General features: G+C 63.7%; 18 protein-coding genes. 12 read left to right on the forward strand and 6 right to left on the reverse strand.

The window, feature by feature from the left end; all coding sequences use genetic code 11:
• Positions 1-7: 7 nt before the first annotated feature.
• Positions 8-922, reverse strand: a complete 915-nt coding sequence (locus VT84_RS34350) for a DHH family phosphoesterase (protein WP_239465560.1) — start codon at positions 920-922, stop codon at positions 8-10.
• A gap of 402 nt (positions 923-1,324) precedes the next feature.
• On the opposite strand from VT84_RS34350, the gene VT84_RS34355 reads away from it, so the two are divergent.
• The 6 genes from VT84_RS34355 to VT84_RS34380 all read left to right on the forward strand — a co-directional run bounded on the left by VT84_RS34355 (position 1,325) and on the right by VT84_RS34380 (position 10,163).
• Positions 1,325-1,978, forward strand: coding sequence for a TetR/AcrR family transcriptional regulator (locus tag VT84_RS34355; RefSeq protein WP_052550631.1), 654 nt, complete (start codon positions 1,325-1,327; stop codon positions 1,976-1,978).
• Complete coding sequence (locus VT84_RS34360) at positions 1,975-3,375, forward strand: efflux RND transporter periplasmic adaptor subunit (protein WP_082842718.1); 1,401 nt, start codon at positions 1,975-1,977, stop codon at positions 3,373-3,375. Before VT84_RS34355 ends, VT84_RS34360 begins: the two co-directional genes overlap by 4 nt.
• 153 nt (positions 3,376-3,528) lie before the next feature.
• Positions 3,529-6,846, forward strand: a complete 3,318-nt coding sequence (locus VT84_RS34365; protein WP_082842719.1) for an efflux RND transporter permease subunit — start codon at positions 3,529-3,531, stop codon at positions 6,844-6,846.
• Between the two features lie 124 nt (positions 6,847-6,970).
• Positions 6,971-8,017 carry a hypothetical protein gene (locus VT84_RS34370; protein ID WP_157470162.1) on the forward strand — a complete coding sequence of 349 codons (1,047 nt, stop codon included), beginning with the start codon at positions 6,971-6,973 and terminating at the stop codon, positions 8,015-8,017.
• Positions 8,018-8,253: 236 nt separating this feature from the next.
• Entirely contained in the window at positions 8,254-9,246 is a 993-nt protein-coding gene (locus tag VT84_RS39240; RefSeq protein WP_157470164.1) for a hypothetical protein, read from the forward strand.
• 29 nt (positions 9,247-9,275) lie between these two features.
• Positions 9,276-10,163 (forward strand): DUF1559 domain-containing protein, encoded by an 888-nt coding sequence (locus VT84_RS34380; RefSeq protein ID WP_162271947.1) that lies wholly within the window; start codon positions 9,276-9,278, stop codon positions 10,161-10,163.
• A 77-nt stretch (positions 10,164-10,240) separates the two neighbouring features.
• On the opposite strand, the gene VT84_RS34385 is transcribed toward VT84_RS34380, so the two are convergent.
• From VT84_RS34385 to VT84_RS34405, 5 genes are all read right to left on the reverse strand, one after another.
• Positions 10,241-11,200: an LCCL domain-containing protein gene (locus VT84_RS34385; RefSeq protein WP_082842723.1), complete on the reverse strand. Its 960-nt coding sequence runs from the start codon at positions 11,198-11,200 to the stop codon at positions 10,241-10,243.
• Between the two features lie 279 nt (positions 11,201-11,479).
• On the reverse strand, positions 11,480-12,076 hold the full coding sequence (locus VT84_RS34390; protein WP_052550617.1) for an RNA polymerase sigma factor: 597 nt from the start codon (positions 12,074-12,076) through the stop codon (positions 11,480-11,482).
• A 1,451-nt stretch (positions 12,077-13,527) separates the two neighbouring features.
• Complete coding sequence (locus tag VT84_RS34395; protein ID WP_082842724.1) at positions 13,528-13,860, reverse strand: ATP-dependent Clp protease adaptor ClpS; 333 nt, start codon at positions 13,858-13,860, stop codon at positions 13,528-13,530.
• Between the two features lie 179 nt (positions 13,861-14,039).
• Entirely contained in the window at positions 14,040-14,783 is a 744-nt protein-coding gene (locus VT84_RS41875; RefSeq protein ID WP_204249681.1) for a Spy/CpxP family protein refolding chaperone, read from the reverse strand.
• A 50-nt stretch (positions 14,784-14,833) separates the two neighbouring features.
• On the reverse strand, positions 14,834-15,520 hold the full coding sequence (locus tag VT84_RS34405) for a protocatechuate 3,4-dioxygenase (RefSeq protein WP_082842725.1): 687 nt from the start codon (positions 15,518-15,520) through the stop codon (positions 14,834-14,836).
• Between the two features lie 163 nt (positions 15,521-15,683).
• Here VT84_RS34405 and VT84_RS34410 point away from each other — a divergent pair, with 163 nt between their 5' ends.
• The 6 genes from VT84_RS34410 (at position 15,684) to VT84_RS34435 (ending at position 21,888) form a co-directional block, all read left to right on the forward strand.
• Positions 15,684-16,877 carry a metallophosphoesterase gene (locus tag VT84_RS34410; protein WP_082842726.1) on the forward strand — a complete coding sequence of 398 codons (1,194 nt, stop codon included), beginning with the start codon at positions 15,684-15,686 and terminating at the stop codon, positions 16,875-16,877.
• A gap of 92 nt (positions 16,878-16,969) precedes the next feature.
• Positions 16,970-17,779 (forward strand): inositol monophosphatase family protein, encoded by an 810-nt coding sequence (locus tag VT84_RS34415; protein WP_082842727.1) that lies wholly within the window; start codon positions 16,970-16,972, stop codon positions 17,777-17,779.
• A 259-nt stretch (positions 17,780-18,038) separates the two neighbouring features.
• Entirely contained in the window at positions 18,039-19,970 is a 1,932-nt protein-coding gene (locus VT84_RS34420) for an ABC-F family ATP-binding cassette domain-containing protein (protein ID WP_082842728.1), read from the forward strand.
• Between the two features lie 48 nt (positions 19,971-20,018).
• On the forward strand, positions 20,019-20,528 hold the full coding sequence (locus VT84_RS34425) for a hypothetical protein (RefSeq protein WP_082842729.1): 510 nt from the start codon (positions 20,019-20,021) through the stop codon (positions 20,526-20,528).
• Positions 20,528-20,839 carry a hypothetical protein gene (locus VT84_RS34430; RefSeq protein WP_052550604.1) on the forward strand — a complete coding sequence of 104 codons (312 nt, stop codon included), beginning with the start codon at positions 20,528-20,530 and terminating at the stop codon, positions 20,837-20,839. Before VT84_RS34425 ends, VT84_RS34430 begins: the two co-directional genes overlap by 1 nt.
• 56 nt (positions 20,840-20,895) lie before the next feature.
• Positions 20,896-21,888 (forward strand): hypothetical protein, encoded by a 993-nt coding sequence (locus VT84_RS34435; protein WP_082842730.1) that lies wholly within the window; start codon positions 20,896-20,898, stop codon positions 21,886-21,888.
• The last annotated feature ends 5 nt before the right edge of the window (positions 21,889-21,893 follow it).

Raw genomic sequence — 21,893 nt, forward strand, 5'->3', positions numbered from 1 at the left:
GTCGAGGCTACTGTCCCAACAAGGCTACTGCGGCGGCCAGTACGGTTTCGCGGGCTTCCGCCAGTGGCTTGTTCACGCGGGCACCGCTCGCGAGTTTATGCCCGCCGCCGCCGAACTGTTCGGCCAACTTCGACACGTCCGCGGCGCGCGACCGGAAGCTCACCTTCGTTCCGCCGCCGGGTTGCTCGATGAACACGAGGGCGAGGTCCACACCTTCCACACCGCGCGGGTAGTTAATCAGATCTTCCGTGTCGCCCGGTACCGCGCCCGTCTTCTCGTAGTCGGCCAGCGAGATCTCGGTGAAGCCGATTTTGCCGTTCGCCCGCACCGCGAGCCGGTCCAGCGCGACCGCCGTGAGCTTGAACCGGGCGAGCGTCGCGGCCTCGTACAGTTGCTCGTACAGGACCGTCGGGTTCGCCCCGGCCGCGACCAGTTCGCCGCACAGGGTGAAGGTCGCCGGGGTCGCGTTCTGGTGCCGGAACCACCCCGTGTCCGTTGCGATCGCCATGAACAGGCAGTGGGCGGCCTGCTGCGAGAGCGGCGCATCCAGCGCGCGAATGATTTCGTGCGCCAGCCGGCCGGTCGCTTCGGCCGTGATGTCTACCAACTGCAACCCGCCCAAATCGTCCTGCGTTCGGTGGTGATCGACCACAGCACGCGGGAGCGGCGATTTCTTCAACCAGTCGCCGAAGTCGCCCAACTGGTTCCACGTTCCGGTATCGAGCACCACCACACAATCGCGGTCCGTGAACGCAGAAGGCTTGAAGTCCTCGATCACGCGCCGTTGCGGGTCCAGGAACTCGTAACGCGGCAGCAACTTGCTCGCGATCGCTACCCGCGGTTGACGCCCGATCGCGACGAGGGCGTCGTAGAGTGCGAGCTGCGATCCCATTCCGTCCGCGTCCGGGCGAATGTGGGTCATCAGCAACGGGCGTTCGTAACGGCGAAGAAACTCTACAAGCGGGGACCAGTCAAGCGGCATGAGATCAGGTTCCAATCGGCGGGATAGAGAATTGTAACCCGATTGCCCCTCAAGGAAACGGAATTTCGCAGATTGCACACATACGAGCGCCAGTGCGAGCGGAAAGCCAGAGGCGTCCAAAAATACCAGCAGCCCGCTCGCGAACGCCTTCTTCGGGCACCTTCAAACACGGATTTCGGGTGCCCGACACCGCACTCATTAGCGCAACTCTCATGATTTCAACGAGACGCGGCGAACCGGGTTATTCGGGGAAATTGGGATTGTCGCCTTTGTCACAAAGGTTATACTTATTTTCCGGACGGACCAATCCGTTAACTATTCACCTCCTCTCACGGGGCACACATGAGTGCCACTGAGAACCGGAGACCGGGGCGCCCAAAAGACCCCGATCTCGAAACGCGCCGAAAAGCTCAAATTCTCGATACCGCTGCGCGCGTGTTCGCGACTTACGGATTCGCGAACACTCAAGTGCAGACGATCGCGAACCACGTCGGCGTCGGCAACGGCACCGTTTACCGCTACTTCCCCACGAAGGAACAACTGTTCCTGAACGCCGTCGAGCGCGGGCTGAAGGAACTCGAAGCGGAAATGGACGCGGTGCTGATGCAACCGCACGACGGGGTCGAACTGATTCGCGCCGCGGTGCGGACCTATTTGGGGTTCTTCCACCGGCGGCCGGAAATGGCGGAGCTTTTTATCCAAGAGCGAGCCGCGTTCCCGCACCACCACCGCCCGCTCTACTTCGTCACCAAAGACGACGAGATCGAGTGCAAGCACGAGCGATTCTTCAACCGTTTGGTCGAATCCGGGGTGATCCGCCCCGTGCCGCAGGAGCGGTTCTTCGCGGTCATCGGTGACCTGCTGTACGGCACCATTCTGACGAACCTGTTGGCGAACCGGCCCAGCGACCCGGTCGCGCAGGCCGAGGACGTGCTCGACGTCGTTCTGAACGGACTCCTTTTGTCGGACAAGGGCGCGAAAGAGGACAGGCAATGAGGCGCGAAGAACCTACCCCCCCGTCCCCCCTCCCTGAAGGGAAGGGGGGAGAAAACAACCCCTCCCCAACCCCTCCCCTAAACGGAGAGGGGCTTAAAACCGTCGTCGGTTCTGTTCCCCCTTCCTTCTTAGGGAAGGGGGTTAGGGGGTTAGGTTCTCCCCTTCTCTTCCTGCTCCTTCTCGCGCTCCCGGCGTGCGCTCCCAAGCCCGGCACGTCCACGGCCGACGCGGAAGTGAAGACCGTGCCGGTCACTGTAGCGGACGCGAAGCCGATGTCGCTGCGCCGAACGGTGTCAGTCGTCGGCACGCTGTACCCCTACGAGGACGTGACGCTCTCGCCAAAGGTGGGCGGGCGCGTGATCCGAGCGTTCAAGGACGTGGGCGACCGCGTGGGGCCGGGCGAACCGCTGCTCGAACTCGACGACACGGAATACCGGCTCGCGGTCGATCAGGCCCGGCCCGCGTTCGAGGCCGAACTCCGCAAACTAAAACTGACGACGCTCCCCGCGACCGACGCCGCGTTTGAGCAGTGGCTCCCGCGCGTGGACGCGGTAGCCGAAGCCAAGGCCAACGCGGAACTCGCCGAGTCCGAGCTGAAGCGCGCCGAGCGGGAGATGGCGAGTGGCGTCGGGTCGCGGCAGATCCTGGATTCCGCGAGCAACCGGCTCACGGTCGCGAAGACCCGCGTGCAGGTCGCCGAGACGGATGCCCGCGTCACGCTCGCGAACGCCCGGCGCCTGAAGGCCGCGCTGGACGACGCGGAGCGCAAGCTCAACGACACCAAGTTGAATGCCCCGAACCCGCCCGAGTGGTCCGCGTGGCTCAAGGAACTCGGACCGACCACCACGCCGCTCAAGTACGCGATCGCGCAGAAGATGGTGTCGATCGGCTCGCCGGTCGAGTCGATGCCCGCGACGAGTTGCTACCGGCTCGTGATCGACCACGCGCTAAAGTTCGGCGTCACGATCCCCGAAAAGCACGCGCCCGAAGTCATTGTCGGCCAGAACGTGGAACTGAAGGTCGAGGCATACCCGAACCAGACTTTCGCCGGGTTCGTGGCGCGCATCAGCCCGACGACGGACACGAGCAACCGCACGTTCGGAGTAGTGATCGGCGTGCGCAACGGCGACGGCCGGTTAAAGGCCGGCGGGTTCGCAACGGGCGAGATCGTGGTCCGGTCCGACACCGTTGTGACCATCCCGCCGGAAGCACTCGTGCAATTCGCCGGGGTCAACAAAGTGTTCGTCGTGGACGGCAACAAGGTGAAGGCCGTTGAGGTCGGTATCGGTGTGCGGGACAAGGACTGGCTCGAAGTCACCGGCCTGCCCGCGGGGGCCAAGGTCGTCGTTACGGGACAGTCGCAGTTGGTAGACGGGACCCCCATTCGCGTTCGCTAAGTTCGGGAGACTGATTAGCCACAAAAAGCACAAAGGGCACAAAAGAGACAGAATCAACGAAACAATTTCGGAACGTACTTGTTCTCTTTTGTTTCCTTTTGTGCCCTTTGTGCTTTTTCTGGCCATTCCGGGTCTTCTTATGAGACATCTGCAATGACCATCTGGGACATCTGCATCCGCCGGCCGGTGTTCACCACCATGCTCGTTCTCGGGCCGGTGGTGCTCGGTCTGGCGTCGTACACCCGGCTCGGCGTCGAACTGTTCCCGAACGTGGACGTGCCCGTGGTCGTGGTGACGACCACGCTGCGCGGCGCGGGCGTCGAGGAAATGGAATCGAGTGTGACGCGCCAGGTCGAGGAAGCGGTGAACACCGTTTCCGGTATCGACGAACTGCGCAGCACCACGCGCGAGGGCGTGTCCAGCGTCGTGATCGGGTTCAAACTGGAGCGGAACGGCGACATCGCCGCACAGGATGTGCGCGACAAGGTGTCGACGCTCTTGCCCCGGTTGCCCTTCGGCACCGACCCGCCCGTGGTCGAGAAGTTCAACCTCGACGCGGCCCCGGTGGTCACAGTGGTGGTCTCCGGTGGGTCCGGGCGCAAACTGCGCGAGGTCACTGAGATCGCCAAGAAGCAGATCAAAGAAGACCTGGAAGCGGTGACCGGCGTCGGCGCGGTGGTGCTCGTGGGCGGCGAGCAGCGCGCGGTGAACGTCGTGCTCAAACCGGACCGGCTCCGCGCCCACAAGCTCTCGGCCGAAGACGTGCGGAAGGCGCTCGCGGCGCAGAACCTGGAACTGCCCGGAGGTAAGGTCGACAGTGGCCTGACCGAGTTCGGGCTGCGCACCGTCGGGCGCATCCAGAAGCCCGCGGACTTTGAAGACGTCATCATCGAAACGCGCACCGGAGTCGACGGGCTGAAATACTCGATCCGCGTGAAGGACGTGGCCACGGTCACCGACAGCGTGGAGGAGCCGCGCGGGAAGTCGCGGTTGGACGGCAACGTCGCGGTCAGCCTCATCATTCAGAAACAGTCCGGCGGGAACACGGTGGCCGTGGCCGACGCGGTCAAGGCGCGACTCGCGAAGATCCAACCGACGCTCCCGGCCGACATCAAAACCGAGATCATCCGCGACCAGTCGAAGTTCATTAAGGGGTCGATCGAGGAGGTGAAATTCCACCTCGTGCTCGCGGCGTTCCTCGTGGTCGGCACCATCTTCATCTTCCTGCGCGACTGGCGCGCGACGCTCATCGCCGCGACCGCGGTGCCGACCAGCATCGTCGGCACGTTCGCGTTCATGGACGTGATGGGCTTCAGCCTCAACAACATGACCCTCCTGGGCCTCATCCTCGCGGTCGGGATCGTGATCGACGACGCGGTGGTGGTGCTGGAGAACGTGTTCCGGCACATGGAAGAAGAGGGATCGAGCGGCTGGGAGGCCGCGAGCCTGGCTACCAAAGAAATCTCGCTCGCTGTGATCGCGACGACGCTCTCGCTGGTAGTGATCTTCGCCCCGATCGCGTTCATGTCCGGGCAGGTTGGGCGGTTCTTCAACAGTTTCGGGTTCGTGGTCGCGTTCGCGATCCTGATGAGCATGGCCGTCAGCTTCACTCTCACGCCGATGCTCTGCGCGTGGGTACTGAAGCCTTTAAAGAACCCCTCCCCAACCCCTCCCCCAAGGGGAGAGGGGCTAGAAAACGACAAGGCTTCTCATTCTCCCCCTTCCTTTTCAGGGAAGGGGGCCGGGGGGTTAGGTTCTGAGCACCCCCACTCGTCCGGGTTGCTCACGCGGGCTTATGTGGGCATCCTCGCATGGTCGCTGCGACACCGGTGGGTGGTCGTGCTCGCCACGATCGTCACGTTCCTCAGCACCCCGGTATTGTTCATGATCGTGGGCACGGACTTCGTCCCGAAGGACGACCAGAGCGAGTTCGAGGTCTCCATCATTCTGAAGGAAGGAACGACCCTCAAATCGGCCGAAACGCAGCTCGCCGAGGTCGAGTCCCGGCTGAAGACCGTGCGCGGGGTGACGAACGTATTCACCGTGATCGGCCCGACCGACGGCCGCGCCCCGAAGGGTCAGGGCGACGTGACTCAGGTGAACATCTACTGCCGCATGACCGACCTGCGCGAGCGCGAGTTCGGCCAGCGCGACGCGATGGCCGACGCCCGCGTGCTGATGGCAGACTACCCGGACCTGCGCACGTCGGTTCAGGACGTGAAGCTCATCAGTTCCAGTGCGTTCAAGAATGCGCAACTCGACCTGAGCATCCGCGGTCCGGACGGCGCGAAACTCGACGAATTCGCGGCGCAGATCATGAAGAAGATGAAAACGAACCCGAAGTTCACGGACGTGGACACGAACGCCGCGGGTCGTAACCCCGAGCTCCAGGTGCGAATCGACCGCCAGCGCGCCGCCGACCAGCGCGTGAACGTGCAGGGCGTCGCAACCGCGCTGGGGCTGCTGGTCGGTGGTGAGCCGGTGACGAAGTACAAGGAGGGTGCGGACCAGTACGACGTGTGGCTCCGCGCCGCACTGCCGAGCCGCGACCGGTCCACGGCGATCGACGCCCTCATGGTACCCGACACGAAGGGCGAACTGATCGAACTGCGCACGTTCGCGAAGCTGGCCGACGAGAAAGGCCCGGCGACCATCGAGCGCTACAACCGGCAGCGCCAGATCGGGGTGCAGTGCAACTTCGCGCCGGGCGTGGCCCTCGGCGACGCGCTCCCGGAGGTGCAGGCCTACGTGCAGGAACTCGACATGCCGCCCGAGTACCGGTACGAGTTCCTCGGCGAAGCGAAGCTCATGGCCGACTCGAACTCGAACTTCCTGCTCGCGTTCATGCTCGCGTTCGTCTTCATGTACATGATCCTCGCGGCGCAGTTCGAGAGCGTCATCCACCCCATCACGATCCTTATGGCGGTACCGCTCACGCTGCCGTTCGCGCTGATCTCGCTCATGCTGCTCCGCACGCCGCTCGACGTGTACGCGATGATCGGGCTGTTCATGCTGTTCGGCATCGTGAAGAAGAACGGGATCTTGCAGGTGGACTACACGAACGTGCTGATCGCGAAGGGGCTGCCCCGCAACGAGGCCATTCTCAAAGCAAACGAGGCCCGGTTCCGGCCGATCCTGATGACGACGGTGATGCTCGTGGCCGCGATGATCCCGATCGCGACCGGGAGCGGTCCCGGTGCGGGCGCGCGGGCGAGCATGGCGAAGGTCATCCTCGGCGGCCAGTTGCTCTCGCTGTTGCTCTCGCTGCTAGTCACGCCGGTCGCGTACTCGATCTGGGACGACATGCTCGCTCGCGGGAAACGCATCGCGGCGTGGCTGGGCCGGCGCCGGGCAGCCCCGGTACTGCTCCCGGAACCGGAGGCGGAAATGGACGCCACCGCGAAGGAAACGGTGCGCGAGTTGCCGGTCTTCCGCGACAAGGAACCGGACGCGACCCCGACCGGCTCGTAACCGCTGTTGATGCCCGGAGCCACTCGGTGATACACTCCGCCGGGCGCTGTTCGGACCGGCGCTCGCCTCGCGGTAAGATCGCGACGGCGATACCCAACGAAACAGCGGTCCGGTGTACCGAAACATGTATTTCTTCTTGTCGCACGAGTCTCAGATTCCACTCCAGCGCCAGACCCAAGAAGCTCGCGCTGTCGTGCCGAACCCGCCGCGCGCCCGGACCCTGTCGCGGCACGCGGTGATCCTGTTCCCGCCCGCGTTCGTGCTGACGTTGTTGGGTGTTTGGGCGCTTGCCGAAACCGTCGTTCCCGAGATCACCGATACCGACTACCACGCCCGGCTGCGGCTCATGCGTAGCGCCGCGGTCGAGCACCCGGACCGGCCGCTCGGTGTGCTTCTGGGGAGTTCGCGCACGGTGTGGGCGTTTCGCCCCGAGCAGTTGACGGAACCGACCGGCACCTACTGGGTGAACGGCGCACACGTGGGCGCGGGGCCGACGCTGAACCGCGTGATCCTGCACCGACTTCTGCGCGACGGCGTGCGGCCCGATGTCGTTGCGCTCGAAATCATGCCGTCGTACTTCGTCAAAGAAAACAGCCGATTCGTGTCCGGGCACTTCGCGGTCGCGGACCTCTCCTTGGCGCGCCAATACGCGGATAAGCCGCTCGACTACGACTACTACTTCCTGCGCCACCGACTCACCCGCGCATCCGACCTCGCGCGGGTTCTGGACCCGTTCACCGGGTATGAGATCCACGACCCGCGGGGCGGGCACCAGATCATCGAAACCGACGTCACCCCGGCCGAGCGCGCGAAGCGCACCGCACTCGCGCTCGAACGTAACGGCCCCTTCGTGCAGAGCATGGTCGTGCGCCCAGGAGCGGATCGGGCGTTTCGCGACACGATCCGCGAAATCACCGAGCACGGTGCCCGCGTCGTGCTGTTGCGTGCGCCAGAAGGCCCGACGTTCCGGAGTTGGTACAATCCCGACGGCCTGGCCCGGTTCGACGCATACATCGCCGACGTCGCACGCGAGTGCGGCGCGCCTGTCATTGACGCGCGGCTGTGGCTCGACGAAGAAGACTTTTACGATTCCCACCACGTCCTGAAGCGCGGCGCGGACAAGTTCACGGCCCGGTTCGCGCGCGAAGTCGCCGACGCGCTCCGTCAGTGACCCGTTCGATTTTTCAGTTTCACTGCGTCTTTGAGGACGATTTCCTCATCACGTCACTCAGTGGCGCCTTCGCGCCTCCACATCCCGGCCCCAATCTGGCAAATACCTTGCAACGTTCTGCTGTTATTGTGCTAAAGAATGGGCAGTAGCGATCGTCTCGCGGGGCGAAAGTACGTCGTGCGATTTGTCCGTGCGACGGAAGTCTCTCGTAGTGTTCGCCGCTCAACCGGGGAACGATGATGCGAGAAACCTCCGCGCTCGTAGTCGCTGCGATACTCGCAACGGGAAGCGCGGCCAACGATATCCCGAAAACCCCAGACGAGGCGGTCAAAGTCCTTCGCGACGGGCTGAAAATATGGGCCGCTGCCGAGCGAGCCGCGGTGAGTTACCGCTGTCGGATGGAACTATTCGTATCCGGAACAGCCAAAGGTAAAACGGCAATTGAAAAAACGAACTCAGTGTGTCTGGTGACCCGAGCCGGGGACAAGATCGCGATCCACATCGAGAAGTATGATTCTGGCAAAGGTGGCGCGCCGACCACGTCCGAGGACAAAGCCGTTCTGAACGACGACTACATGTTTGCGATCCGAAAGAACCGACCAGAATCGCCCTGGACGTTGACGAAGTTCAGCCGCTCCAACCGGGAGACCGATTTTTGGCAGGTGGTGGGTGGCCGACGAACGGTCCTTCACCCACTCACGGCGGATAACATCTCGGAACTCTTAACCGATATCCTCAACAACCCAACGTTCCAGGTTAACTCTGTCAAAGCTCGTCCGGACGGTCTGGTCGATGTGGTTTGCTACGTGAAAACGGGCAATGACAAGCACCCGGTCACTCACAGCGGAACGTTGACACTTTCCCCGAATCACGGGTACGTGATCGCGGGCTACGACCGGGTGCTCACTTTTACCGGCGGCCAGTATCGAGAGCAATGCACCCGTGTGCTGAGCGACCCGTCCGAGCCGCTCCGCTGCAAGTCTCTCAAGTTCACCTTCACGGACATAAAGACCGGAGAAGTGCGCCAACGGGAGCAGCTCGACTTCACAGATGTGCCAGAGGAAGCCGTATCGGACGATCAATTCTTCCTCCCGGCTTACGGCATTCCGGACCCGGGTGATGTCGATGCACTGCCGGTTCCTGTGTATTACACTTGGAAATTTTGGGCAGCGATCGGCGCGGTCTGCTTCGTCCTGATGCTCGTTTTCCGACGACTGGCCCGGCGCTGATTCACCTTCCCGTGGAGCAGGAGGATACCGTGCTTCAGACGACGTACCGGCGCTCGGGGTTCACACTAATTGAACTCGTGGTTGTTATCGCCATTATCGCCGTGCTGATCGGCCTGCTCCTTACCGCCGTGCAGAAGGTCCGGGACGCGGCGGCGCGGGTGCGTTGCACGAACAACCTGAAACAAATCTCGCTGGCGGCGCTTAACTATGAGGCGATAACTCGGGCGTTGCCGCCCGGCCACGCCCCCAAGAGTTCGCCGCTCACCACGCTGAGCTGGCTCACTCACTTGCTGCCCCACATTGAGCAGGATTCGGTCTGGCAGCAAACGCTTTCCGACTGCGCGAGTATGCCAATTACCCAGCTCGCTCCGCCGCACGCGGGGTTGCGCACACCGGTTCGCACGTATATGTGTCCGGCCGACAGCCGAACGACAGAAGCGCACCGGACCCGCTTCGGGCTGCTCGTAGCCCTCACCGACTACCTTGGTGTGGCCGGGGCCGGCACCGACCCCACCAATGGGGTGCTTTACGTAGGCTCAAAGGTGCGGATTAACGAGATCCGGGACGGGGCATCGAACACGCTGCTTGTTGGCGAACGGCCCCCCAGCCCGGATTACTTCTTCGGTTGGTGGTATTCGCCGTCGGCGTCGCCCGTAGCGGGGCAGGCGGTACTCGGAGTGGGGAGCAACAAGGACTTTCACGAGCTATCGACAATGGGGTGCCCGGATGGTCCCTACCCGTTCCAGAGCGGGAAGGTTGATGACATCTGCGACGCGCACCACTTCTGGAGCTTTCACTCCGGCGGGGCCAACTTCGCCTTTTGCGACGGGTCGGTCCGATTCACACCGTACTCTGCCGATCGGATGTTGCCCGCTCTCGCTACACGGTCCCAGGGCGAGATCGCAGAACTGCCGTAGTGTGCCAGTCCACAGCCTCACCCGCTCGCCGAATGACGGCGAGCGGTTACCCCTCGAAACTATCTCACTTCCCCGACTCACCTCGGGAGGAACTCGAACGCGCCCGCCGGGAACGGGCCGAACGGGGCCGATGTGATACCGTTCTGAGTCGTACCGGCGAACTGTGGGGGCGGCACGATGATGCGCACCTTCACGACGACAGTTTCACCCGGCTTCGCGAACCCCGCGTGGACCACCGCCATCTGTAGACTCGAGTCGAGCGTGTAGACGCCGCTCCCCCAGATCGCCCCGTTCTGCACCTGCGCCTGGGCGCCGGTAATGCGGAACACGAACTCCTTGCCGAACTGGTTCGCGTAGTTGAACAGGCTGGGAGGCGCTGGCTGCGCGTTGACCAACTGTTCGGTCGGCTCCGGGCCGGTGCGGATCAGGCGCACGTCGGTCAGCTTCAGGGTCTGCTCACCGAACTGGAACGTGCCCACGCGGAGCGACTCGGCCGTCAGCTTCCCGGCGATCTTGGAGTCCTCGGTGTGGATGATGTCCTGGTCGCGCTGCTCCAGGTTCGCCGCGGGCACGTTTCTGCGAATGAACGTCACGACCTCTTCGGCCCGGCGCGCGATCTCGGGGTCTTCGTGCTTGAGGGACTTCAAAAGGCTCGGGTACGCGCGATCCTTGAGTGCCTTGAGTTCCTCGGTCGCGGCCTCGCGCACCTTGAAATCCGAGTGATTGAGTTTGGAGATCGCGGTGGCGGCCTTCTCCGTGGTGACCGCCGGGAGCCGGGTCGCGAACTCGATGCGCCGGACGTCGGCCACGGCGATCCGCAGGGTGCCGTGCTTGGTCACCAGTTCGAGCTTCTCGTCGAGCAGCTTGAGCTTCATAGTGCTGTCGTCGATGTACTTGACCTCGACGTCGGCGCTCGGGCGCGGCTTGCTCGCCTCGGACGTTTGTGTGGGTTGCGGCCCGCCCACGATCGGGGGCGCGGTGAGGCCGAACGACAGCGCAACGGGAACTATCCAGAGCACCTTGCGAACCGCGGGCATGGGGTCGCCCTCCGAAAAGTTGGGAGCCGCTCTCAGTTCAATCGGGAAGTGTCCGCTTCCCCGCGCGCGGGCCGGGAAGTTGACCGGGATAGGCTAACCGACATCACAATGTGACTACTACCCCAATTCGCCGACCCGCGCGTTCGTTCATGATGAAGATCATCCGCGAAATGTTTCGCGCCGTAAAGCGCCTTTCTCGATTTCAACACCGGCGCACTAAAATGTAACGCCCCGGGGTACCAACCCCGGGGCGCCAGAAAGTTACCGACTCAACTCACGTTACACGGCGGCCAGCTCCGCCCCGTCGGTCGCGAACCGCTCGGCCAGCGACGGGTCGATGCCCTCGAGCACCTCCTTCAACCGCAACCGGGCGACGTGCAACCGCCGCTTCACGGTGCCCGTCGGGACCGCGAACTCCCGCGCGATCTGCTTGAGGCTCCGGCCCCGGATGTAGAACGCTTCCAGGGTCTGCCGATCGAGCGGCTTCAACTCGGCCAGCCCCTCCTTGAGCTGATCGACGGCCTCGCCGACCGCGAACTGCTCCTCCGCGGTCCGGGTCCGGGCCTCGACCGCGTCGAGCACCTCGGTGTCGGCCCCGAAGAGCGGGCCGCGCCGGGTCAACCGGTTGATCGCCATCCGCGCGGTGATCCGCCGCAACCACCCGGCGAAGCACCGGGGGTCGCGCAACTGCGGCAACTTCCGCATCGCGTGGACGAACACGTCCTGGGCCAGTTCCTGGGCCTCGAGCGGGTCGCGCACCCGGCTCAGCGCCATCGCGTAAACGCTGCTCTGGAACCGGGCGACCAGTTCTCCGTAAGCCTCGCGGTCGCCCGTCTTCGCCTGCTCAACCAACACAGTGATTTCGGTCCAGCTCATGATTGGGTTCCTGTCCCGATCCTTGTCCCGTGTTTTGCGGCGCTGGCGACGCGCGACCGGTTCGGGAACGCGGCCCTCCTCGGATCAGAGAAGGGGGCGGCTCGTTCCCGCGTCCGGGCGGCTTCTGGGTAGCGGCTCACCGACTCGCACCTTTCCCTTGCGGTGCGTGCAGCGAATAGGCTGCACCGCGACCGCTCCGGGCGCCCCTCTGCTGAGAAAGGGACATCGGCGCGAACAATCGTCGGGAACCGGAACCGGGAAAGCCGCGGCGGCTTTTGCCCAGGGGTTGGGGTGAGGTGACCCGTTCGTGGGACGTCACATGCGGCGGCACTTGTCACAAAGCGACTGAAAGCCCGGGGCCTTCGTCTGCTTCGTGGCACCGGCGCACCGTGCGACCCGACGAGGTCTCACTCGCACCAATCCGGGACCAGCGTGATAAAGGTTAAAAGTCCTGGTTGTGACCATCGCGTAAACGCGCAACGACTACGGTTGTTCATCTGAGCCGGTGTACCGGCCCTCGTGGTCAATCCGAATCGGGGATGCGTTTATGCCAGTGGTCACCTCACTTTCCGGCCGTCATCGCCGGGGTCACTTTCCTCAGTAAGCCTTGTTTGTCGCTATTCCGAGCCGGCGATTGGCAGTCGCGGCTAATTCGGCTTCTGGCGACGCTTACTGGGGTCAAGCGATCCCACCGGGAATCTGTGACTATCTCTGTCCGGCTTGTACCGGATAGGGACGGCCACGAGACGACGGCACGGGAACCAGGGGAAAGACATCCGACCCGACCGGCCGGGGGCACGGCGTCCGGAACGCCCACCCGCGTCTGCTTTCGCATTGGCGGTGCGGACTGTTCCTGTCGTGCCCGGACCTGTTCAGGTTCCGGATTGTGGGGCAACGGGAATTGCCCCTGGGACAGGTCGTCCGCTGAATAGGCTCCAGCCGCGAACCCCAGACCAAGGCGATCGGCCGGCGTCGCGGTCAGCTTCACGCTGGCCACAATCGCGGTCTTCATCGTCAGGGTCTTCAGGTTGTTCAGGGCCATCGCACACCTCCGCGGACGTTGTGACACGGTTGAGAGCCGTGCCAGATGATGAATTAAGAAGTCATCGCGAACGGTTAGAGGAAATTAGGTTAGAGGACACGTTAAAACGACGCGAGCCGGGATCGCCCGGCCACGGACTAGTAACAGTAACTAGCCGCGAGCCGCTTGGCAATCGACTCTCGCCGATTTTTCCCATTTTTCAGATTCAACGACCGGACACCGGGGCGAACCCCCGGTGCGGTTGCTCATCTCGGACACGAGCTATTGAGGGGTGGTTCGCGCGCTTTTCTGTTTTCTTTCCCTTTTTCTTCGCCGGCAGTCGTGAACCAGGAGAAGGGCTTTGAAGAATCAGGGGAACGGAGCGCGAATGTGTCCGAGTCTTTTTCAGCGGCGGAGATGTAACTTCAAATCAGGCCGCAGGTTCGATACTCACACCGAGTGGGTGCCCGCCCTGCTTGACGAACGGGTCGGAGCCGCAGGAACGGATCTGGTCGGCCTTCAGTTCGGCCACTTCCATCGCCCCAATCCACACCGCCGTTTTGCCGTTCTGGTGCGCGTCGAGCATGAGTTTCACGCACTTTTCGACGGTGTAGCCGAACACCTTGCGGAGCACACTCACGACGAACTCCATCGTGTTCAGGTCGTCGTTGTGCAGGATGACCGCGTAGGGCGGCTGCCGGCGCGTCTTGGTCTCAGTCTCTTGTTCGGGGACGACTTCCGGGAGTGGTGATGCCGTAGCCATGAGCCGGCCTTTCTCCGGAGGTGGGCGTGAAGACCCTACGATTATAGCCCGCTCACAACATCAGGGGAAGAGAGGGTATGCGGATCACTCACATGGGCAACAGAACGATATAAATCGCTGCGAAGTGAAGCCTCAAAGTATCGAACCCCGCCCCTAATGAAGAGCGGGGTTCGGCGCTTTTACCGTTCCGGCGGCGGGGGCGGGTTGCCGCCCGATCCACCGGGACCACCCGGGAACCCGCCGGGGCCACCTGGCCCACCCGGACCGCCGGGGAAGCCGCCCGGTCCACCCGGGAACCCACCGGGACCGCCCGGACCACCAGGGCCGCGTTCCTTCATGGCCTTGAACGTCTTCCGCTGTTCTTCGGTCATGAGCTTTTCGAGCTTCGCGTCCACGTCCTTCTGGATCGCTTCGAGTTGCTTCTTCTGAGCATCGGTCAGTTTCAGTTGGTCCTGGAGGAACACCGGCATGACCTGACCGAGCGGAGGCGGACCGAACCCGCCGCCCATCCCGAATCCGCCCCCGGGACCACCCGGGCGCCCACCGCCCGGTCCGCCTCCACCAGGACCACCGGGACCGCCCGCACCGAGAGCGGCCATTTCCTTCGTGAAGAACGCAGTCAGCTCGTCTTTCGTGAGGACACCCTGTTTGTTCGCGTCGGCCCGGTCGAACAGCGGTTTCAGCCGTTCGTCCGTGACCTCGTCCTTGGAGAGCTTGCCGTCGTTGTTCTTGTCGAAGGCCATGAGCCGCGTCACCATCTCTTCGGCGCTGGAGGCCCGTCCTCCACCCGGTCCGCCGAAACCACCTTTGGCCCCTTTGTCACCGCCTTTTCCGCCCTTCCCGCCGCCCGGGGGTTGGGCGTTGATGAACGAACCGACCGCGAGCAATCCGCCCACGAATAATGCCAGCGCTGCCATTCGCATCTGTGCGTCTCCGAAAATGAATGTGGTGTATTTCGATTCGTCCCGCGCGATTATCGGCGCGGGTTCATATCCTTCTCGTCGGGCGTGAGACCGAGCACGATCTCGAAGTACGCCTGCAACTCGCCGATTTTCGATTCCTTGACCGGCTTGAAGTCCACCAGAATCAGTTCGCGGTCGATGACGTCGCGGACGCCACCAAACACTCCGTCGCGTGCGTTACCCGCGTGCCCGCGGATCATGAACTGGCTGGTGAGTAGCTCGCGGTTCCCCTTCTTCACCTTGAAGTGAATGTGCGGCGCGGGGCGCCCGGGGTACGGAACCGGCTTGATGGTGCGGAACCGGTACTCGCCCTTCTCCGTGGTGGTGCAGCGGCCGAAACCCTGGAAGTTCTTGTCCTGCTGCTTGGCCTTCGGGGTGCTGTCGGACGAGTGGAGGTACACTTCGTTCGCGTCGCACTGCCAGATTTCGACGGTCGCGTTCTTCACGGGCGCCCCGTTGATGTCGAACACCTTGCCCGTGAGGTGCGTGATCTCGCCCACGGCCGGGGTGGTGTTCTTGCCGATGATGATGAGGTCGTTGTCGGTGTCGAGCGGGATCTTGTCCGGGTAGAACGGCCCTTCCGTCAGGGGCGGCGTGCGGAGCAACTGTTCCGCGAACAGGGCCGGCGACGCGAACAGGGACGCACCGAGAGCGCCGAGGAACGCGCGGCGGTGGGGGTGAAAGAGCGGGCCGCTCATGGCGGTACTGGCCTCAAGTTATTGTGTGGGTGTGGGCGGTGAACGGTTACGGGTTAAACGCAGAGCACTTCTGGCCCGCGACCGGGCTACACGCGAAATTCACACGACACACGAGTCTCCGCCCCGCGCGGACGTCGTTCGCGGTCGGCCGTAGCATGTTGGGATGTCGATTTTGTTCGTATTTGCCGTGGCGATGGCGTGGATCGGGCACGCGAGCATCTGGACCGCGGTGCTCAACAACCTGTACGGCCGGGCGCTCCCGAAAAAGCCACTCAAGGTGTGGCGCCTGCTCACTGGCGTCGCCATCCTCGCGTTCCCGCTCGTGGTCTGGTTCGCGACGAGCCGACCCATCGCGACCTTCGGACCTCCCGATGATGCTTCTGCGCGCCCCTGGGACGAAGGCGCAGTGCTGCACGCGGGCGCGTACCTCTACGTAATGGCGTGCGGCTATTTCGCACTCGTGTTCGTGTACGTCACCGTTCGGCGTGCGCGTCAAGAACCGCCGCGGTGCTTGGTGAAAGAGGGCACGCGCACACTCGACCTGTGGCCGGAATACGGCAAGCAGTTGGTCGGCAACGGTAAGCACCGGGGCGCGGTACGAGTGCCCGGAAACTGCGCCTTCAAGTTCGACCTCACGAACCTCACGCTCGCACTGCCGAACCTGCCGCCCGCGTGGGACGGCCTCACGATCCTGCTCGTCAGCGATCTGCACTTCCACGGCACGCCGAGCCGCGTGTACTTCGACCGCATCTTCGACGAACTGACCGCGGGGCCTGTTCCCGATCTGGTGTGTCTCGCGGGGGACTTCGTAGACTCGGACGCCCACCGCGAATGGATTCGCCCGCTGCTCGGGCGGCTGAACGCAACCGAGGCGAAGCTCGCCATCCTCGGTAACCACGACGATTACCACGAACCCGAGCGCGTCCGCGAGGAACTGGCCGCGGCCGGGTACACGGTGCTCGGCAACGGCTGGCGCGAGGTCACGGTTCGTGGGGTAACGTGTGTGGCGATCGGTCACGAAGGGCCGTGGTTCAAGCCAGAACCCGACCTGACCGGCGCACCGACGGGGACGTTCCGCCTCTGTCTCAGTCACACGCCGGACAACTTCTATTGGGGCATCGCGCACCACATCAACCTGATGTTATGCGGGCACGTTCACGGCGGCGGGATTCGCGTCCCGCTAATCGGGTCGATCTTCGTTCCGAGTGTATACGGTCGGCGCTTCGACTACGGTGTGTTCGAGGAGGGTGGAACCGCGATGGTCGTGAACCGCGGCGTGAGCGGGAAGGAGCCGCTGCGAATCCGCTGCAACCCACAGGCCGTTCGCATTACACTGGTTCCCGCGGGTTCGGTGTAACGAGCCGCAACCGTTCACCCGGAACCAAGTGGCGCTCGCCCCGCCAGTTCCACCCTCGGGACGGGCGCGGGGTCCGGGTGTATCATTCCCGCATGAGCACAGAACCCACACGCCTGCGCGAGTACCTGTCCGTTGCGATCGAGGCCGCGCGCCGCGGGGCCGCCGAACTGGAGCGCTGGCGCACCAAGTTCTCCGTCCGCGAAAAGAGCCGAGCGGACCTCGTCACCGACGCGGACACCGCGTCGCAGAAGATCGTGAAGGACATTCTGCTCGGCGCCTTCCCCGATCACGTCTTCATCGGCGAAGAAGAGTCCGTCGGGAAGTCGCCCGAAGACGTGCGCCCGCCGAGCGATGCGCCGCCAGCGTGGGTCGTGGACCCGCTCGACGGCACCGCGAACTACGTTCACGACGTGCCGGCGTACTGCGTGTCCATCGGGTTGTGGCACGCGGGGAAGGCCATCGTCGGCGTGATCCTTGACCCGCGCCAGAACGAACTCTTCAGCGCTGCGGACGGACTGGGCGCGTTCCTGAACGACAAACCGATCCGCGTGAGCACCGTGCCGGGCGTGACCGACGGTATGATTAGCACCGGGTTCCCGGCGAACTACCAGAAGCAACTGCGCAACCTCGAGGCCTGGAAGAAGCTCACCGAACACGCCCAATCACTGCGCCGCAACGGATCGACGGCGCTCAGCATGGCTTACGTCGCGTCGGGCCGGTTCGACGGATACTGGGCCTACGACAACTACCCGTGGGACGTGATGGCCGGCGCCGCCCTCATCGCCGAAGCCGGCGGCGTGCTCAGCACCACCGACGGCAAGCCGTTCGACCCCTATCGGCCCGACCTCATCGCGGGGAACCCCGGAGTTCACCCCGAACTGCTCGGCATCCTGTTAAGCTGAAGTGGGGAAGGTTCAGAAAACGACCTCTCCCCAACCCTTCCCCTAGAAAGGGAGGGGCTAGGTCCGGCCTTCTGCTTTTCTCCCCCTTCCTTTTCAGGGAAGGGGGTCGGGGGGGGGCTGTAACCCCTCCCCTAAACGGAGAGGGGCTTAATACCGGTGACTGGAACGCAGTTGGCTTTGTCTTCTGCTTTTCTCCCCCTTCCTTTTCAGGGAAGGGGGTCGGGGGGTTAGGTTCTTCGGTACCCTTTACGGTTCACGCATGCTGCTCCTTTCCTGTACGAACGTGTCCCGCGGGTACGACGCGACCCCGCTCTTTGAAGACGTGGAGTTCGAGATCCACGCGGGCGAGCGGGTCGGGTTCGTCGGCCCGAACGGGGCCGGCAAAACGACTCTGCTGCGCATCCTCGCGGGGTTGGACGAACCCGATTCCGGGAAGGTCCAACTGCACGCGGGCGCGCGCCTCGGGTTGCTCCAACAGGTCGCCGAGTTCCCCGTCGGGCGCACGTTGTTCGAGGAAGCGAAGAGCGCGTTCAACGAATTGCTCGCAACGCAGCGCGAGTTCGAGCGCGTGGCGGAAGAACTCGCCGCGGCGACCGACGAGATCCAACACAAGCAATTGAGCGCGCGGTTCGACCGCCTCACCGAACTGCTCCGCCACCACGACGCATTTGAACTCGACCACAAGGTCGAGGGCGTGCTCGCGGGTCTGGGGTTCAAGGCTACGGACCTCGACCGCGACGTGAACACGTTCTCCGGCGGCCAGCAGCGCCGGCTGCTGCTCGCGAAACTGCTCCTCTCCGCGCCCGACGTGATGCTCCTCGACGAGCCGAGCAACCACCTCGACATCAGCACCACACGGTGGCTCGAAAACTACCTCGCGCAACAGCCCGAGGGCATGCTCGTCGTCAGCCACGACCGGTACTTCCTCGACAAGGTGACGAACAAGACGTTCGAGCTACACCAGCGGAAAATCACGAGTTACCCCGGGAGCTTCAAACAGTACGTGCGGCTCCGCGACGAGAAGTTCGAGCGCGAGCTGAAGGAATTCGAGGCGCAGCGGGAATACATCGAGAAGCAGGAAGAGTACATCCGCCGAGCGCACTACGGACAGCTTGCGAAACAGGCCCAGTCGCGCGTGAAGGCGCTCGACCGGATCGACCGGATCGAAAAACCCACAAAGGTGAGCGGGCCGAACATCGCGTTCAGCGAAGTCGCGCGCTCCGGCGACGTCGTGTTCCACACCGAGGATCTGACGAAGCGATTCGGCGAGAAGAAGTTGTTCGAGAACCTGAACTTCGACCTCCCGCGCGGTAAGCGCCTCGGCATCATGGGCGCCAACGGCTGTGGCAAAACGACGCTGCTCAAGATCCTCCTCGGCGAAGAGGAACCGACGAGTGGCCTCGTGCAGCGCGGGCACCTCGTGTTCCCGGGCTACCTCGACCAGCACCTCGCGATCCTCGACCCCGAAAAGAGCGTGATCCGGGCCGTGTGGCCCGACGACGACCCGCAGCAGACTGAGCAGAAGATGCGCGACCTGCTCGGCAGCTTCGGGCTGCACGGCGAGATCGTCGAGCACCCCATCAAATCACTCTCCGGGGGCGAGCGGTCGCGGGCCGCGCTCGCGAAGCTCACGGTGAACGGCGCGAACCTGCTCATCCTCGACGAACCGACAAACCACCTCGACATCTGGGCCTGCGACTCGCTTGAACAGGCGCTGAAAGAATACGAGGGCACGTGTATTGTCGTGAGCCACGACCGCTACTTCCTGAACCGCGTCGCGGACCTGATGATCGTCTTCGCCGACGGCACTACGGAAGTCGTTTACGGCAACTACGACACCTACGAGTTGCTGCGTCAGGCCCGCGAACAGGCTGACAAAGCGAACGAAAAGGCTGGCTCCGGTCGGAAGGCCAGCGGAAATGAACCCGCGAGCGCCCCACGAGCGCCAATAGGCGACGCGAAACCCGCAAAGCCCAAACGGAAGTTCCCGTACCGGAAAGTACCGGACCTCGAAGCGGACATCGCGAAGACCGAACAGAAGATCACGGACCTCGAAGCCGCGATGCAAACGCCCGACGTGTACAAGGACGCGACGCGACTCCGCGACACGATGGCCGACCTGGAGAAATCGAAGAACGCCCTCGCGCTCCTGTACCAGCACTGGGAAGAGGCCGTGGAACTGAACGGCTGACATAACCGTCGCGGGGGCGTTAAACTGAAGTCGTCACGGAGAATCGCAATGGACGACACGGCTCCCAATACGCCCCCCGCGGACTCGAACGGCTACACCCCGCAGTCGAGCGACTCTGCCGACGGTTTGGAGCGGGAAGCAGTCGCACTTCGTGCGCGGTGCTCGAACCTGCGCCACTGGTGCCGCGCGATACTTGAAGACCCGGCCACAGCCGGGGTGCTGGACGAAGCAACTGCCGCACACATCCGCAGCCAAACGCCCGAAATTATGGAAGCTGAGGGGCAAACCGTACTCGCGCTTCTTGCGCGAGGCGGGAACGTACCCCCCACGCACCCGCTTCGCACTAAAGAAGAGGCGAGTTCACTGGGAGCGACCATTCGCGCTCTCACCGCCGAACACGCGCGCCTGCGGCGCGCGTTCTTCGCACTCTACGACCACCTTCACCCCAACGACGACCTCACGGACGATTACTTCCTCGCCCTTCGGTCGCAAGAATCCGTGCTGTCGATGCGCGACGCGCTGACGGAGATCGAACGCGAGTTCGAGGGGACGCCCTGATGTCCGCCCCTCAGTTTCGCGTGCTCCTCTCCGAAGCTGTCAAGGACCAATTGCGTGACGTGGTCGCTCGTGCTGCCGCTCGCGGGCAGCGGACCGAGGCACTCGCCGCGGCCCGCAAGATTCTGGACGGCCTCACCTGGATCGCGGACGAATTCGGCGAGTCACGAGGTGCGTTGAAGGTCATGGGCGAGTTGCGAGTTGCTATTATCGGACCAATCGGGGTGGTGTTTGCGGTGGACCGCGCAAAATGGGAAGTTCACATCGGGCGCTTCCGTTTGATGGGCGCTAGACGTTTCCCGGGTTCCACTTGAAATCATTTCCGACTCTCGCGTTTAATGCGGCGCGCCCGTCAAGGAGGACGCGCCGTATGTCCGCTAATCTCTCCGACTACCGTGCGGGGGTGCCCCCCGTCGCGTTGCCTGACACGGGTGATCTGGCGTTTGCCGCGCGCCCGCGCCTTCTCGTTCTGCGTGAGGCACTGATACGCGCCGCGAAGCAACTCCGGCCGGCCCGATGGAACGAGCCGGCCGTGTTCTTCTTCGACGCGAAGCGCCAGGCCGAACTCGAAGCCGTGCGCCCCGCCGTACAGGACCGGTTCGCCGAACTCACGACCCTCATCGCGACCGAACTGCCGACGCTGTTGGCACACGTGGAAGTTCGGCGGCTCGCGCGGGCACTCGACGGCCTTAAAGCCGCCGCGCTCGCGATGGCACCCCACAACGCTGCCGCGAACGACCTCGCGGACTTGCTCGCGGTGCCGGACGACGAAGTGTTCCTCGTCGTTGCACCGAACGAGCGCGCGGGAGTGCGCCTGCACGTTCGCGGGGCGGCCGGAATTGCACAACTGCACCGCTTACTCGCGGAAACGGGGCTGACCTACCCCCCAACCCCCTCCCTGAAGGGAAGGGGAGAAAAGACAAAAGCAACAGGGGTGACGCCTTCGATATTAAGCCCCTCTCCGTACTCCGGCCCGCGAGAAGCTCTGCTGACAGGGCCGGAGAGCAAGCAAAGAGGGGTTGGGGAGGGGTTGTCTTTAGGTTTCCAGATGTTCAAGCCCGCGGCCCTGTTACCCGACGGTACGTTACCGGTCGGACTGGCCGGGTGCGAACACTGGCTCTGGCCGACACAGGCACTCGCCGCTGTTCCGCGTGTCGCGGGCGAGCGCGTCGTGTTGGTCGGGCCGGCGACCGTGCGACCCGCGTTGGATGTGGCCCTCCGGTTCCCCGAAATGTCCGTCGAATCAGAAGTCATTCAGACGCTCAATCCGTTCCAGGTCACGGACGTTTTGTCGCGCCTGAGCGGTCATCCAGTGCCGGTCGCAGTACCCGCGAACGCGACGGCGGTTGCGCGAGCCGCGTAATCGCA

Source organism: Gemmata sp. SH-PL17 (assembly GCF_001610855.1).
GTDB classification, from domain to species: Bacteria; Planctomycetota; Planctomycetia; order Gemmatales; family Gemmataceae; genus Gemmata; species Gemmata massiliana.

Bases quoted from the DNA above. Each gene is read 5' to 3' on its own strand.
- VT84_RS34350 (WP_239465560.1), bottom strand. From the start codon at position 922: ATGACCCACATTCGCCCGGACGCGGACGGAATGGGATCGCAGCTCGCA.
- VT84_RS34355 (WP_052550631.1), top strand. From the start codon at position 1,325: ATGAGTGCCACTGAGAACCGGAGACCGGGGCGCCCAAAAGACCCCGAT.
- VT84_RS34360 (WP_082842718.1), top strand. From the start codon at position 1,975: ATGAGGCGCGAAGAACCTACCCCCCCGTCCCCCCTCCCTGAAGGGAAG.
- VT84_RS34365 (WP_082842719.1), top strand. From the start codon at position 3,529: ATGACCATCTGGGACATCTGCATCCGCCGGCCGGTGTTCACCACCATG.
- VT84_RS34370 (WP_157470162.1), top strand. From the start codon at position 6,971: ATGTATTTCTTCTTGTCGCACGAGTCTCAGATTCCACTCCAGCGCCAG.
- VT84_RS39240 (WP_157470164.1), top strand. From the start codon at position 8,254: ATGATGCGAGAAACCTCCGCGCTCGTAGTCGCTGCGATACTCGCAACG.
- VT84_RS34385 (WP_082842723.1), bottom strand. From the start codon at position 11,200: ATGCCCGCGGTTCGCAAGGTGCTCTGGATAGTTCCCGTTGCGCTGTCG.
- VT84_RS34390 (WP_052550617.1), bottom strand. From the start codon at position 12,076: ATGAGCTGGACCGAAATCACTGTGTTGGTTGAGCAGGCGAAGACGGGC.
- VT84_RS34395 (WP_082842724.1), bottom strand. From the start codon at position 13,860: ATGGCTACGGCATCACCACTCCCGGAAGTCGTCCCCGAACAAGAGACT.
- VT84_RS41875 (WP_204249681.1), bottom strand. From the start codon at position 14,783: ATGCGAATGGCAGCGCTGGCATTATTCGTGGGCGGATTGCTCGCGGTC.
- VT84_RS34405 (WP_082842725.1), bottom strand. From the start codon at position 15,520: ATGAGCGGCCCGCTCTTTCACCCCCACCGCCGCGCGTTCCTCGGCGCT.
- VT84_RS34410 (WP_082842726.1), top strand. From the start codon at position 15,684: ATGTCGATTTTGTTCGTATTTGCCGTGGCGATGGCGTGGATCGGGCAC.
- VT84_RS34415 (WP_082842727.1), top strand. From the start codon at position 16,970: ATGAGCACAGAACCCACACGCCTGCGCGAGTACCTGTCCGTTGCGATC.
- VT84_RS34420 (WP_082842728.1), top strand. From the start codon at position 18,039: ATGCTGCTCCTTTCCTGTACGAACGTGTCCCGCGGGTACGACGCGACC.
- VT84_RS34425 (WP_082842729.1), top strand. From the start codon at position 20,019: ATGGACGACACGGCTCCCAATACGCCCCCCGCGGACTCGAACGGCTAC.
- VT84_RS34430 (WP_052550604.1), top strand. From the start codon at position 20,528: ATGTCCGCCCCTCAGTTTCGCGTGCTCCTCTCCGAAGCTGTCAAGGAC.
- VT84_RS34435 (WP_082842730.1), top strand. From the start codon at position 20,896: ATGTCCGCTAATCTCTCCGACTACCGTGCGGGGGTGCCCCCCGTCGCG.